Raw genomic sequence first — 14,028 nt, forward strand, 5'->3', positions numbered from 1 at the left:
GCTACGAAGGTCGTTACGAACTGCAACTCAACATCGAACATCCCGCCTTCACTCGCGCCCATTCCGGTCGGCGTGCGGCGAAGTGCGCGTACTCCGGCTGATCGTCGTACGGTCGCCGCATGACCTCGAGCAACGTCTGCACGAGTGACGCATCGCCATCCGTCGCCGCGTCGATGGCCTGCTGCGCGAGATAATTCCGCAGCACATAGCGGGGATTCACGGCGTGCATCGCCACGCGGCGCTCGGCAGCGCTGCGTCCATGCGTCGATACCAGCGTGTGCCAGCGATACAACCACGCGTTGAGCGCGTCGGCCTTGGCCTCACGTTTCGCGTCGTCGTAGAACACGTCGCCAAGCACGCCGATGGGATTGTCCGCCGGCAAGGTATCACCGATCTCTCCCAGTGCGCGGAAGAACAGCGTGTAGTCCACCTCGGCTTCGTACAACAACGCGAAGCCCTCGCGTACGAGCAGCTGCTCGGCGTCACCACGCACCACGAATCCGAACTTCGCGGCGTTCATCGCTTCGTACTCGGCCATATACACGTCGCCGAACCGCTCGAGGGCGCTCTGCAACACGTCGCCCGACTCGAAGAGTGGCGCAATAGCCTCGGCGAGGCGCACCAGATTCCACTGCGCGATGGCCGGCTGCTGGCCGAAGCGATAGCGGCGCGTGCTGGCGTCGGTGGTGTTGGGCGTCCAGGTGGGATCGAAGTTGTCGAGCCACCCGTACGGACCATAGTCGATCGTAAGCCCCAGGATCGACATGTTGTCGGTGTTCATCACGCCGTGCACGAAGCCCACGCGCATCCAGTGCACGATCATGTGGGCGGTGCGTTCGCACACGTCGGCAAACCACGCCACGCGACGCTCGGTGGCATCGGCGATGCCGGCGAGCTCGGGAAAGTCACGGTCGATGGTGAAATCGACGAGCTGCGCCATCAACGCGAGGTCATCACGCGCGGCGAGAATCTCGAAGTTGCCGAAGCGGATGAATGACGGCGCGACACGACAGACGATCGCACCCGGTTCCGGCGCCGCGTTGCCGTTGTAGAACATGTCACGCACCACACTGTCACCGGTGGATACCAGCGACAGGGCGCGGGTGGTCGGCACCCCGAGATGATGCATCGCTTCGCTGCACAAGAATTCGCGAATCGACGAGCGCAGCACCGCGCGGCCATCGGCGGTGCGTGAGTACGGCGTGGGGCCGGCGCCTTTGAGCTGCAGCTCCCACCGCGCGCCGGCGGCGTTCACCACTTCGCCCAGCGACATGGCCCTTCCGTCGCCCAGCTGACCGGCCCAGTTCCCGAACTGGTGCCCGCCGTAGCAGGCGGCATACGGGGCCATGCCGGGGAGCAGCGCGTTCCCCCCGAAGACCCGGGCGAACGCGGCCGACTGCACGTCAGGCTCGGCGATCCCAACCAGCGCGGCGACCTCGTGCGCGTGGGCGACCAGCGCGGGGCCGGCCACGGGGGTGGGCGCGGCCGCGCTCCAGGCGGCGCCCTGCACCTGTCGGCGCCGGTTCGACCGGTCAGGGTCGCCCGGCAGTTCGTTCACGAAGCGGTTGTCGAAGCGGAGAGTGTCCACCCCTGTAAAATAGGGACATGCGACGGTCGTAGGCACTCCATTGCAGGCACTCCGGGTCGGGCACTCCGGACCCCAGTTCTGTGTATATCCTCTACTATGTCAGACTTCATCAAGCCTCCTGTTGACGAACTGGCTCGGACGCTCACGCGCGAGCAGTTCACGGTCACCCAGCAGTCGGGGACCGAGCCGCCATTCCGCAATGAATTCTGGGATCACCACGAAGACGGGATCTACGTCGATATCGTGAGTGGTGAGCCGCTGTTTTCGTCGCTCGACAAATTCGACTCCGGCTGCGGCTGGCCGAGCTTCACGAAGCCGGTGGCGCCGCAAGTGCTGGAGAAGGAAGACCGCACGCACGGCATGCGCCGTGTCGAAGTGCGGTCGAAGGATGCCGACTCGCATCTCGGTCATGTGTTCGACGACGGTCCGCGCGAGGCCGGTGGGCTTCGCTACTGCATCAATTCCGCGTCATTGCGTTTCATTCCGCTCGAGCAGCTCGAAGCGGAAGGGTATGGCGATTTCCGCAAGTTGTTCGTATGAGCGAGAAGCAGACTGAAGTCGCGATTCTGGCCGGTGGATGCTTTTGGGGCGTAGAAGAGATTCTGCGCGCCGTGCCGGGAGTGCTCGACACCGACGTGGGCTACACGGGCGGCTGGTTGGAACATCCGGTGTATGACGACACGCACGACAGTGCATCGGGACACGCCGAAGCGGTGCGCATCGTGTTCGATCCCACGGTGCTGAGTTTCGAGTCGTTGCTGGAGAACTGGTTCTTCCGGTTGCACGACCCGACCACGTTGAACCGTCAAGGCAACGATGTGGGCACGCAGTATCGCTCGTCGATTTTCTACACCACGCCGGAGCAGCGCGAGACGGCGGAAATCGTGAAGGCACGCGTGGCGCAATCGGGATTGTGGAAGCGGCCGATCACGACCGAGATCGCACCCGAAGCCACGTGGTGGACCGCCGAGGGCGAGCACCAGGACTTCCTGCAGAAAAATCCGTACGGGTACAACTGTCATTACATGCGGTAAACCCGAACAGCCAAAGCAACAGCAACTGCAACAGCGGGAACACGGATTCGTACTCGATTGCACGGATTACACCGATAAGCAAAAACGCCTTTGGTTTATCGGTGTGATCGGTGCAATCGATTTATGATCCGTGTTCCTGCTGCTGCTTTTCAGCTGTTTCGATCTAGCCGTGCAACACCGCCGCCAGCCGCGCGAGGTGTTTGCTCCAGCCGTCGATGTGCGCTTGCATCAGCATCTCACGACGATCGTCGGGGAGCGCGAGCCAGCCGCGGTGTTCGAGGTGCAGCTCGCAGCGGGGCGTGGGCGCATCCGCCACGCTCACGAGTTGCCACGAGACACCCGTCACGACGAGCCAGTCGTCGTCGGCCCACGTAAACGCGATCACGTGTGGTGGCTCGCATACGACGACCTGTCCCACCGTGGTGACCGTACGGTCGCCCTCCGTCCATTGCTCGCGCAGCTGACCGCCGGCGAACGTGTCGAGCGTGACGTGGTCCCCCCACCAGCGAGCCAGACCGGCAGGTGAGGTGAGCATGGCCCACGCGTCGGGCACGCCGACGTTCAGCGTGACCGCCAGCCGGAAGAGATCGGGCTCTCGCGACACCAGCATCGAACGGACTCCTCAACGACGGGGCATGGACGGCTCGGGACGGACTCGCCACATTAGCCCACCGTTGATCGGTTGAGCAACCGCGGCGATACGCTCCCCTCCTCCCGCTGAATCCCTTCATGTCCAGGACACTGCACCGACGCGCTGCTTCATTGGCGGCGCTCACGCTCCTGTGTGCACCGGCATCCTCTCGCGCGCAGGCTGCGCTCGGGGCCACACCGGTCGCGCAGGAGTTCGACAAGCTGCACTTCCGCTCCATCGGACCGGCCACGATGTCGGGGCGTATCTCCGACCTCGCCATCTACGAGGCCAATCCGGCCATCTGGTACGTGGGCACGGCCCACGGCGGTGTGTGGAAGACCACCAGCAACGGCGCGATCTTCACGCCGCTCTTTCAGGATCAGGGGCTGATCGCGATCGGTGATGTTGCCGTGTCTCAAACCAACCCGGATCTCGTGTGGGTAGGCACCGGCGAGTCGAACAACCGTCAAAGCACGTCGTGGGGCAGCGGCATCTACAAGTCGACCGACGGCGGGAAGACGTTCGCGATGATGGGACTGCCGCAGTCGAAGCACATCAATCGCATCGTCATTCATCCCACGAACAACGATGTGGTGCTGGTGGCGTCGACCGGTCCGTTGTTCGGCCCGGGTGGTGAGCGCGGCGTGTACAAGACCACCGACGGTGGTAAGAGCTGGAAGCAGGTGCTCAAGGTGGACGACGAAACGGGTGCGAATGAACTCGTGATGTCGGCGACCGATCCGAACATCATGTTCGCCAGTACGTATCAGCGTCGTCGTACGGCCTGCTGTATGAACGGTGGTGGCCCCGGCAGCGCGCTGTGGAAGTCGACCGACGGCGGCGACACGTGGACCAAGGTGACGGGCACCGGCTTCCCGACGGGTCCGCTCGGCCGTATCGCGGTGGACGTGTTCCGTCAGAGCGCGAACATCGTGTATGCCACCGTGGAAGGCCCGGCACCCGGTGCGCAGCGCGCGGCGGCGGCTACGGAGAACATGGAAGCCGCACCGGCGGCGCCGGCAGGGCGCGGTGTGGTGGCGGGCGTCTCGGGACTCTACAAGTCCACCGACGGCGGCGCCACGTGGACCAAGCAGAGCAACACCAATGCGCGGCCGATGTACTTCAGTCAGTTGCGCATCGATCCGGTGAATCCGGAGCGCATCTACATGGGTGGCGTGGGCCTTCACCTTTCAGTGGACGGCGGACGCACCTTCGAAACCGATGCGGCACTGGTCACGCACGACGACGTGCACGGTATCTGGATCGACCCAAAGAACCCCGATCACGTCATCATCGGGAACGACGGTGGTTTAGCGACGTCGTACGACATGAGCCGCACCTGGCAGTTCATCGAGAATGTGCCGGTGGGATTGTTCTACCACGTGGGCTTCGACATGGAAACGCCGTACAACGTGTGCGGCGGTATGCAGGACAACTACGACTGGTGTGGCCCGAGCGCGTCGCGCATGAACCGCGGCATCTTCAACTACGACTGGTTCCAGATTCTTGGCGGCGACGGCTTCGTGGCCATTCCCGACCTGCGTGACTCGCGCATCATCTACACCGAGTCACAGGACGGCAACATGGTGCGACGCAACAAGGTGACGGGTGAATCGAAGTCGATCCGCCCCACGCCACAGAACGTGGTGAACGCCACCGCCGGCGAAGCGTACCGCTTTCATTGGGATACGCCGCTTATGCTGTCGCCGAACGATCCCGGCGTACTGCTGTCCGCAGCCAATCGCGTGTTCCGCAGCATCGATCGTGGTGACTCGTGGACGGCGATCAGCCCTGACCTCACGAAGAACGAGAAGCGCGACGACATCGTGACGATGGGCCTCAAAGGCAGCGACATCGCGATCTCGCGCAACGACGGCATTTCGCAGTGGCCCACGATCGTAGCACTGGCGGAGTCGCCGAAGCAGAAGGGCGTGTTCTACACCGGTACCGACGACGGCACAGTGAGCATGTCGAAGGACAACGGCGCCACGTGGCAGAACATCACCAAGAATCTACCGGGCTTCCCGGCCGGTCATGCGTTCGTGTCGGAGGTGGTGCCGTCACGCTTCGAGTCGGGCACGGTGTACATCACGGTCGACAATCATCGTCTAAACGACTACGAGTCGTACATCTGGGTGAGCACCGACTTCGGTGCCTCGTTCAAGTCGCTCACCGCGACACTCAAGGGCGAAGTGGTGAAGACGCTCACCGAAGACACGCGCAATCCCGATGTGCTCTACATCGGCACCGAAACGGGAATCTTCCTCACGCTCGATCGTGGCAAGACATGGAAGCGGTTGAAGGCGAACTTCCCCACCGTGCGCGTGGATGAACTCACGATTCATCCGCGTGACAACGCGCTGCTGGTGGCCACGCATGGTCGCGCGCTCTGGATTCTCGATCATCTCGAGCCCATCCAGGAATTCAACGCGGCGCAGAAGGCCGATGCCACGTTGTTCACGCCCGGGCAGTCGTTGCAGTGGAAGTCGAAGGACGACCGCAACGACGAGTTCTGGGGACATCAGTTCTTCACCGGTGAGAACCCGCCCACCGAAACGGTGCTCCAGTTGCACCTGAAGAAGGCGGTTACCAACCCGACGCTGCGCATCAGCGATGCAAGCGGCGCGGTGGTGCGTGAACTCCCGGTGCCTGCGGCCAAGAATGTGGCCGGCATCCAGACCGTGTGCTGGGATCAGCGCGTGGAGCCGATCCGCGATGCGACGCCGGCCGGTGGTCCGCCGGCTGGTGGTCCGCCGGCTGGTGGACCTGGTGGTGGCGGTGGATTCGGCGGCGGTGTTCGTGGTCCGCTGCCCGGCATGCCGACGCCGCTGCCGACGGTGGGCTATCTCCCCGAGAACCCCTGCGCCGCGCCGGGCGGCGGTGGTGGTGGATTCGGTCGTGGCGGCGGTGGCGCCAATCAGGGTCCGCAGGTGTTGCCGGGCACGTACACGGTGGCGCTGGTCGTCGACGGCAAGACGGTGGAATCGAAGCCGCTCACGATCGTGATGGATCCGCTGGTGCAGCTCACGGCGGCGCAGCGTGTCGCGTACAACGCGCTCGCCACTGAGTTACACACCGCGCAGCAGGCGGGCGCCGCGGCGGCGGCTCCGATGACGGCGCTGCTGGCCGAGGTGCGGAAGGCGGCGGCCAAGATGGACTCCACGCCCACGCTGGCTGATAGCGTGAAGACGCAGTTCGCGGCCTTCCGGAAGGACTTCGACGCCGTGCGCGCCAAGCTCGGTGCGGGTGCCCCGGCGGTGGCGTTCGGACCTGGCGGCGGTGGTGGCGGCGCGGGCTTCGGTACCAACGACGCGAACGTGCTGGCACGACTGGGTGCCGTGAAGAGCGGCATGCTGGGCGTATGGGAAAGCCCAAGCGCGTCGGTGCAAAGCCAGGCCACGTCGGCCAAGGCGGCCGTGGAAGCGGCGGTGGCCGAGTCGAAGACGTTCATGGCGCGGGCGCGAGCGATGAGCGCGCTGTTGGCAGCCAACGGCATCACGATGGCGGTGCCGGCGAACTAGTCGTTCGGTGCCGAACCAGCCTTAGCACCTTTGGGGATAGAAACGGAAACAAACAGTTCCTGCCTGACACGGATACGAACCGATAGAAACGGCTGCGAACGGATTTGCTACGTGCGATCGTACCGCCGCCGTCAAAACCGAGCAGTTCAATTTCCAAATTGAACGGCCGTCGAGCCGCCGAGTCCGGGGCGCAACGACGATAATCGGTTGCTATCAGTTCATATCGGTTCGTATCCGTTCAAGCTGGAACAGCCTGTTTCACTTCCTATCCCAGAGCTACTAAAAGCACGAGGGGCCGGCCCACTTTGGACCGGCCCCTCGTGACGTAACCGACGAGCTGTCAGCGCGTTACGGCCTCTTGGCCACTAGTTCGATTTCTACCGAGGCGTTGAGCGGCAGGCCGGCCACGGCGACCGTGGTGCGGGCCGGGAACGGGGCCGAGAAGCGCGTGGTGTAGGCCGCGTTCATGGCGGAAAAGTTCGCCATGTCGGTGAGGTACACGTTGCACTTGATCACGTCGTCCATGGTCAGGCCGGCGTCTTCGACCACGGCCTGCAGGTTATCGAACACGCGGTGCGTCTGCGCGGTGACGTCGCCGTCGATGAGCTTCGTGGTGGTCGGGTCGATGGGCGTCTGACCGGAGCAGTAAAGCAGGTCACCCGCCCAGACGGCGTGCGAGTACGGGCCGATGGCGGCGGGACCGCGCGGGCTGAAGGCGGCAGAACGGGGCATGGGAAGATCGGGAGTGTGGTGGGTCGGTACAGCGTCGCTCAGAGATTGTATCGACGGACGCAAGACCGGTCTACGTGGTGCCGATACTTCGGATGATGCCAGCCAACGCCCCACACCTGCAGATCGACCCGGTCGACCCCGAGGAATCGCCCGTGCGCGCGCGCATGAGCCGCATTCTCGAGGGCAGCGATTTTCCGGCGCTGTCGAAGCAGATCATCGAGACGATCTCCGCGCTGGACGACGACGCCAGCTCGCTGCAGCGCCTGGCCAACGTGGTGCTGCGCGAATACAGCCTCACGTTGAGTGTCGTGCGGACCGCCAATAGTGCGCACTACCGGCGCTCTGGGCGCTCCATTCAAAGCGCGACGCACGCCATGATGATGCTGGGCGCGAAGACCGTGCGTCAGCTGGCCAGCAGCTTGCTGCTCTTCGAGAACTTTCATCGTCGCTCGCCGGCGCTGAAGGAGCTGATGCTGCAGTCGCTGCTGACCGCCAACCATGCGCGCGAAGTGGCGAACAAGCTGGGCATGGAGGAGCCGGAGGAGGCGCACCTGTGCGGCATGTTCCGCAACCTCGGCGAAGTGTTGATCGCCTGTCATTTCGGCGAAGACTACGCGCGCATCCAGACGATGATGCACGACGAGGGCAAGTCGGAAACGGGCGCCACGAAAGCGGTGCTGGGCTTTCCATACGCCGACCTGGGCGCCGAGGTGTCGCGCCACTGGGGGATGCCGGAGACGGTGGTGCAGGGCATGCGGGCACGCGCGTCGACGTCAGTGTCGTTATCGGCGGCGGTGACGGCGTTCAGTCATGACCTCACGCTGGCGCTGTACCATCAGGAGCAGACGCCAGATGGCGCCGGCGTCGCGCTGGAAGAGGTGATCGAGCGGCACAGTGCCAAGGTCAAGATCAGCCGCGAGCATGTACGCGAAGTGATCGCGTCGGCGCTGAACGAAACGCGCGAACTATTCTCGAGCTTACACATTCCGAGCGATCGTCAGCGCTTCAAGCAGCTCTCCGAATCGGCGCGTTCCGCAATTGGTGTGGCCGCGTTCGAAACCGGTGAGTGGATGGCGGCCACGCCCGAGCTCAGCGAAGACACCGCGCTTCAGCTGCGTGACCGTCTGCGTCAGGAGCTCGAGAGCGCCGCCGATGCGTCATCCGGCACGGCACTCGGCGACGTGCTGCTGCTGGCACTCGAAGGTGCGCTGCGCGGTGGCCCGTTCGACCGCGTGATCGTGTGCATCCTCGACGCCGACAAGGGTCGACTGGTGGCGCGCTCAGGACTCGGCGAAGGCATCGAAGCGCTGCTGCCGCATTTCGATTTCCCGATGAACATCCGCGGTGGTCCGGTGGTGACGGCGACGCAGCAGCGCGCGCCAATCTACCTGCCCAACGACCGCAGCATGAACGCGATCGAGGCGCGCTGGGCCGGCACGCTGCGCGTGGCACAGTTCGGCGTGTTCCCGATCGTCGTGTCGGGCAAGATCGTGGGCTGCCTGTTCGTGGACCGCGCAATGGACGGCGAGATGGCGGCAATCACGCCCGATCGCGCCACGCTGCGCTACGTGAAATCGCTGAGTGAGATCGTGGTCACGGCGATCGCGGCGCGGCGGCGGTTGTCGACGGCAGCCGCGGTCGAGCCTGCACGAGATACACCGAAGAGCGCCGTGCCGGCAGCGGCTGGTGTGGAGCCTTCGCGCTCTGGCGCGGATCGGGTGGCGTTGGTGCTGCAGTTGCTGCAGGGGGCGTCGAGTGACGCTGTATCGAAGGAGAGCGGGGTGCCGGTGGCGCAGCTCGAGGCGTGGCGGGCAGAAGTGTTGGCCGCAGCGGCAGCGCGGTTGCAGTGAGATTGGTGCGAAAGCACTGAACTGCTTGACCGCGAATTTGCGCGAATGAACGCGGATTGCTTACCGTTCAGGCATGCGAAATGTCTTTCTTGTTTGTGTCGTCGTCGCTGCTGTGGTTGCCGGTGGCTGCAACAACGTGACGGATCTCGTGTGCCCCGCCGATCCGGCGCGAGTGAAGGTCTCGCCGACCTCGCGTACGATGAATGTCGGTGAGCAATTCACGCCTACCGTAACAGCGGCTGTGTGTGGTGGGACACAGCCCACGCCGTTCGTCGGACGGTTCACGGCCACGAATGTGGCGGTCGCGCGGGTCGATTCCGTTCGAGGGGTTATCACGGGTGTTGCGAGTGGCGAGACCTACGTGTTCGCGAGGTACACGACCGACGGTTTCCCGCTTGGTGGAACGCGCGACTCGATCCGCGTGACGGTGCGATAGTCGGACGGGGAGCGCACGTCATTAACTGCTTCGCCGCGGATCTACACAGACAGAACACGGATCGACCGCGTCGCCGCGACGACCACCGCGGCGCGCACTTTATCAAATTGTTTGGCTGTTCAATTCGCGGTCATCCGCGAAGATTCGTGGTGAAGTTGCCTTAAAAGAAAAAGCCAACCGCCTTACCGCGGGTCTACACGAACACGTCACGGATCGACTTCGTCGGGACGACGACCATTGCGGCGCGCACCCATTCCTAATGTTTAGCTGTTCAATCCGTGGATATCAGCGAAGATTCGTGGTGGAGTTGTTGAAGAAGGGAAACAACGAACTGCCTTACCGCCGATCTACACGGATAGAACACGGATCGACCTCGTCGGCGCGATGACCACCGCGGCGCGTACTGATTCAAAATATTTGGCTGTTCAATTTGCGGATGTCGGCGAAGATCCGTGGTGAAGCTGTTCAGGAAAGCACGAATCCAACCGCGTTCCCGCAGCTCGGCTCCGGCACGGCACGGAAGGTCTTGCTCGCTGCGCCCCTACCGCGCCCCGCGATACCGCCGCGCTGCCAGCACACCCGCAATGAACCCACCCAGGTGTGACTGCCAGCTGATGCCCACCTGTCCCGGCGCGATACCGAGCACGAGTCCACCCCAGAGCACGGCCACGAGGATGCTGAGCGTGATGCTCATGAAGCTGCGCGCGTACCAGCCGCCGAGGAGCAGAAAGCCGAAGTAGCCAAATACGACGCCGCTGGCGCCGATGTGGACGGAGCCCGGCGCGCCGAGCAGCCAGGCCATGAGTCCCGAGCCGAGCATTGCGAACAGGGTGACCGGCAGGAAGTGTCGCGCATCGCGCAGCATGACCAGCCAGCCCATCGCCAGAAACGGAATCGTGTTGGCGATGAGGTGCTGCATGTTGGCGTGCAGGAACGGCGCGAAGAGAATGCCGCGCAGTCCGGTGAGGGTGCGTGGAATCACGCCGTACTGCATGAGCGCGCCGCCGGCGATGCCGTTCACCACGAACGCGGTCCACGTGGCACCCACAGTCGCACTCAGTGTGGTGACTTGCTGCTTGAAGGTGCGCGTGACGCGCTTGGCGCTCTTTACGACGGGTGACTTGGCCACGGTGCGTTATACCGGTGATCCTACGAGTTTACCGATCATCGCCGTCGACACCATCGCGATCGCCCCCCAAAACGTCACGCGTGCCGCGCCGCGCAGCAGCGATGCGCCACCAAGCTGCGCCGCGAGCATGCCTAGGCCGCCCAATGCGACAATCGTGGAGGCGAACACGAGTGGTGTGAGAATCGCTGTGGGCGCGACAAATACGAAGAGCACGGGTAGCCCAGCGCCGACGGCAAAGGCCGCGGCCGAGGCGAGGGCTGCCTGAACGGGACGCGCACGTGTGAGGTCGTGAATGCCCAACTCGTCGCGCGCGTGTGCACCGAGTGCGTCGTGCGCGGTAAGTTCGACGGCCACTTGTTTGGCCAGCTCCGGGCTCAGTCCGCGCGACACGTAAATGCCGGCCAGTTCCGCGAGTTCGTGCTCGGGCTGCGTGGCCAGCTCCATCTGCTCGCGCGCGAGATCGGCGGTCTCGGTGTCGGACTGCGAGCTCACCGACACGTACTCGCCCGCCGCCATCGACAACGCGCCGGCCACCAGGCCCGCGAGCGCCGCCACCACCACCGAGGCGCGATCGGGCTGCGCGGCGGCCACGCCGACCACGAGACTGCTGGTCGAGATCAGTCCATCGTTGGCGCCGAGAACGGCGGCGCGCAGCCAGCCGATGTTGGCGCTCTTGTGGGTTTCGGAGTGCGATGCGGGCATGGATGAACCGGGAGATGTCGAACGGCAACAGCAACAGCAACAGCAACAGCTGGAACACGGAGTGAACGGATTGCGCCGATATCACAGATAAGCAAAGGGCGCACACAAACACAGAAAATCGTTTTTGCCTATCTGTGTAATCTGTGTCATCCGTCGATTCCGTGTTCCCGCTGTTGCCGTTTCCCGACCTCACCCGACACCGTAGCCCGTCGCTAGATCACGTTCCGCTCCACCAGCGGTGCCTCCGCTGCGATCCGCTCGAGCCCAAGTGGCGACAAATCGAGCGCCGCATACAACCCGGTCGCGATCAACTCAGCCATCCCCAGCCCCACCGCCGGCGCCTGCTGCAGGCCGTGTCCCGAGAACCCCGCCGCCACGAACGCGTTGCGCACACCCGGAAGCCGGCCTACCAGTCCGTTCTGGTCGAAGGTGTTGTACTCGTAGTACCCCGCCCATGAGCCCGTGACGCGCAGCTCGTCGAATTGCGGCACCCGCTCGGCCAGTCGCGGCCACAGCCACTCGTCGAACAGGCCGTGATCGACCTGATCCAGCGGCATACTATCGACGTCCACGCCGCGCGGTGGTGAGCCGCACAGGAACTGCCCGGCGTCGCCATCGGGGCGGAACCAGAAGCCACTGGGGTCGATCACCAGCGGACATCCCGGCAGTGGTCCGGGCGCCTGCAGCGAGAACACATCGCGTTTGCGGGCACGCACGGGCAGGTCGAAGCCGAGCATGCCCGCCAGCGGCGATGACCAGGCGCCGGCGGCGATGAGCACGGCGTCGGCGGCGATACGGTCGCCCGCCGAGGTGACCACCGACTGCACCGTGCCATCGCGAACGTCGAAATCGACCGCCTCGGCTTCGATAAAGAGGGCGCCCTGCGCGATGGCGTGGTGCCGGAACGCCTGCAGCGCGGAATAGCCGTCGAACCAGCCTTCGCCGCTCGTGGCCGTGGAGAGCCCCAGCGATCCCAACGCGATCTGCTCCAGTGACAACCACGGGAAACGCCGCGCAAGCTCGCTCGGCGACAACAGTGCCACGGCCGCACCGCACCGCGTCTGCAGCGCCTGATTCTCCTCGAGCACGTGGGCGCCGGCGCTGGTGGCGAGATACAGGTATCCCGGTTCCACCAAGCCGATGCTGGGCCGATCAGTGCCCACCGCCAACTGCGTGCCGATGTCGCGATAGAACGCGAGGCTCTGTTGCGAGATCCGGATGTTGATCTCGGTGGAGAATTGCTGCCGGATGGCGCACACCGACAGCGCACTCGACGCTCGCGCATACGACGCGTCACGCTCGATCACGGTGGCGCGAATGCCGTAGCGCGCCCCAAGAAACGAGGCCGTGGCGGCGCCCATCACACCGCCTCCGATGATGAGCACTCGCATGGACGAGTCCACCTGCTGGTTCCGCAAAGCGCCTGGAGACATAGAATCCCAAGATGCTGCCGTATCATTCCGCCGAACAGGTCCATGCCGCCTTGCCGTGGCCCACATTGGTATCCGCCCTGCGCGACGCCTTCGCGGCCGGTGCCACGGTGCCGCGCAGACACGCGCATGCGCTGAGCGAGCGGGACTCGCTGCTGCTCATGCCGGCGTGGAGCGATGATGCGCTTGGCGTGAAAGTGGTGACGGTCATGCCCGATTCGCGCGCGGCTCGCACCGTACAGGCGCTGTATATCCTGCTGGACCGGCGCACCGGAGAGCCGCAGGCCGTGCTCGACGGCGAAGCGCTTACGGTGCGGCGCACGGCGGCCACGTCGGTGCTGGCGGCCAGCTATCTGGCGCGCGAGGACGCGAGCGACCTGTTGGTGATCGGCACCGGCACGCTGGCCCCGTACACGGTGCGGGCGTACTGCGCCATGCGACCGGCGATCACGCGTGTGCGGCTCTGGGGACGCACGCCGGCTCGCGCGGCGGCGCTGGCCAACGCGCTGGCGAGCGAAGGACTGCCGGTGGAAGCGTGCCCCGATGAACCGCACTCCTTGCACAATGCCCTCGCCGCGTCGCACATCGTCTGCGCGGCCACCACGTCACGCACGCCGATCGTAAACGGCGCATGGTTGCAGGCCGGCACGCACGTGGATCTGGTGGGTGGCTTCACGCCCGCCATGCGTGAAGCCGATGACGACACGATGTGCGCCAGTCGCATTGTGGTGGACAGTTACGATGGTGCCCTGAGCGAGGCCGGAGATCTCGTCGATCCACTCGCTCGCGGCACCATTCCGCGGGCGCAGGTGGTGGCCGAGCTGAGTGAGCTAGTGGCGGGTACCATTCCGGGGCGGACCGACCCGTCGCAGATCACGCTGTTCAAGTCGGTCGGACTCGCGCTCGAAGACTTGGCGGCAGCGACGCTGGTGTGCGGCGCGTAGCATTGTTGGTCACGCTTAATACACACTCCTC

At 64.6% G+C, this 14,028-nt stretch carries 12 protein-coding genes; 6 read left to right on the top strand and 6 right to left on the bottom strand.

All coding sequences use genetic code 11. The annotated features are described in order from the left end of the window. Nucleotides 1-13 precede the first annotated feature (13 nt). Complete coding sequence (locus HKW67_RS16335; RefSeq protein WP_171226406.1) at nt 14-1,588, bottom strand: protein adenylyltransferase SelO; 1,575 nt, start codon at nt 1,586-1,588, stop codon at nt 14-16. A gap of 96 nt (nt 1,589-1,684) precedes the next feature. On the opposite strand from HKW67_RS16335, the gene msrB reads away from it, so the two are divergent. Beyond that, nucleotides 1,685-2,128, top strand: a complete 444-nt coding sequence (gene msrB / locus HKW67_RS16340; protein WP_171226407.1) for a peptide-methionine (R)-S-oxide reductase MsrB — start codon at nt 1,685-1,687, stop codon at nt 2,126-2,128. Further along, nucleotides 2,125-2,622 carry a peptide-methionine (S)-S-oxide reductase MsrA gene (msrA, locus tag HKW67_RS16345; protein WP_171226408.1) on the top strand — a complete coding sequence of 166 codons (498 nt, stop codon included), beginning with the start codon at nt 2,125-2,127 and terminating at the stop codon, nt 2,620-2,622. Before msrB ends, msrA begins: the two co-directional genes overlap by 4 nt. A 163-nt stretch (nt 2,623-2,785) precedes the next feature. Here the strand turns inward: msrA and HKW67_RS16350 are convergent, their stop codons facing one another. Beyond that, nucleotides 2,786-3,232 (bottom strand): SRPBCC family protein, encoded by a 447-nt coding sequence (locus HKW67_RS16350; RefSeq protein WP_171226409.1) that lies wholly within the window; start codon nt 3,230-3,232, stop codon nt 2,786-2,788. 119 nt (nt 3,233-3,351) lie between these two features. Here HKW67_RS16350 and HKW67_RS16355 point away from each other — a divergent pair, with 119 nt between their 5' ends. Next, on the top strand, nt 3,352-6,774 hold the full coding sequence (locus HKW67_RS16355) for a VPS10 domain-containing protein (RefSeq protein WP_171226410.1): 3,423 nt from the start codon (nt 3,352-3,354) through the stop codon (nt 6,772-6,774). A gap of 348 nt (nt 6,775-7,122) precedes the next feature. Here the strand turns inward: HKW67_RS16355 and HKW67_RS16360 are convergent, their stop codons facing one another. Further along, entirely contained in the window at nt 7,123-7,506 is a 384-nt protein-coding gene (locus HKW67_RS16360; RefSeq protein ID WP_171226411.1) for a RidA family protein, read from the bottom strand. Between the two features lie 92 nt (nt 7,507-7,598). Between HKW67_RS16360 and HKW67_RS16365 the strand changes: the two genes are divergently transcribed. Both HKW67_RS16365 and HKW67_RS16370 read left to right on the top strand, forming a co-directional pair. Further along, on the top strand, nt 7,599-9,356 hold the full coding sequence (locus HKW67_RS16365) for an HDOD domain-containing protein (RefSeq protein ID WP_171226412.1): 1,758 nt from the start codon (nt 7,599-7,601) through the stop codon (nt 9,354-9,356). Between the two features lie 73 nt (nt 9,357-9,429). Next, nucleotides 9,430-9,792, top strand: a complete 363-nt coding sequence (locus HKW67_RS16370) for a hypothetical protein (protein WP_171226413.1) — start codon at nt 9,430-9,432, stop codon at nt 9,790-9,792. Nucleotides 9,793-10,333: 541 nt separating this feature from the next. Here HKW67_RS16370 and HKW67_RS16375 read toward each other — a convergent pair. The 3 genes from HKW67_RS16375 to HKW67_RS16385 form a co-directional block, all read right to left on the bottom strand. Beyond that, on the bottom strand, nt 10,334-10,921 hold the full coding sequence (locus tag HKW67_RS16375) for a rhomboid family intramembrane serine protease (protein ID WP_171226414.1): 588 nt from the start codon (nt 10,919-10,921) through the stop codon (nt 10,334-10,336). A 6-nt stretch (nt 10,922-10,927) separates the two neighbouring features. Next, a complete protein-coding gene (locus tag HKW67_RS16380; protein ID WP_171226415.1) occupies nt 10,928-11,623 on the bottom strand; it encodes a VIT1/CCC1 transporter family protein in 696 nt (231 codons plus the stop codon). Nucleotides 11,624-11,835: 212 nt separating this feature from the next. Then, on the bottom strand, nt 11,836-13,014 hold the full coding sequence (locus HKW67_RS16385; protein ID WP_171226416.1) for an NAD(P)/FAD-dependent oxidoreductase: 1,179 nt from the start codon (nt 13,012-13,014) through the stop codon (nt 11,836-11,838). A 53-nt stretch (nt 13,015-13,067) separates the two neighbouring features. Between HKW67_RS16385 and lhpI the strand changes: the two genes are divergently transcribed. After that, nucleotides 13,068-13,997, top strand: a complete 930-nt coding sequence (gene lhpI, locus HKW67_RS16390; RefSeq protein WP_171226417.1) for a bifunctional Delta(1)-pyrroline-2-carboxylate/Delta(1)-piperideine-2-carboxylate reductase — start codon at nt 13,068-13,070, stop codon at nt 13,995-13,997. Nucleotides 13,998-14,028: the final 31 nt, after the last annotated feature.

Source organism: Gemmatimonas groenlandica (assembly GCF_013004105.1).
In the GTDB taxonomy this organism is placed as follows: Bacteria; Gemmatimonadota; Gemmatimonadetes; order Gemmatimonadales; family Gemmatimonadaceae; genus Gemmatimonas; species Gemmatimonas groenlandica.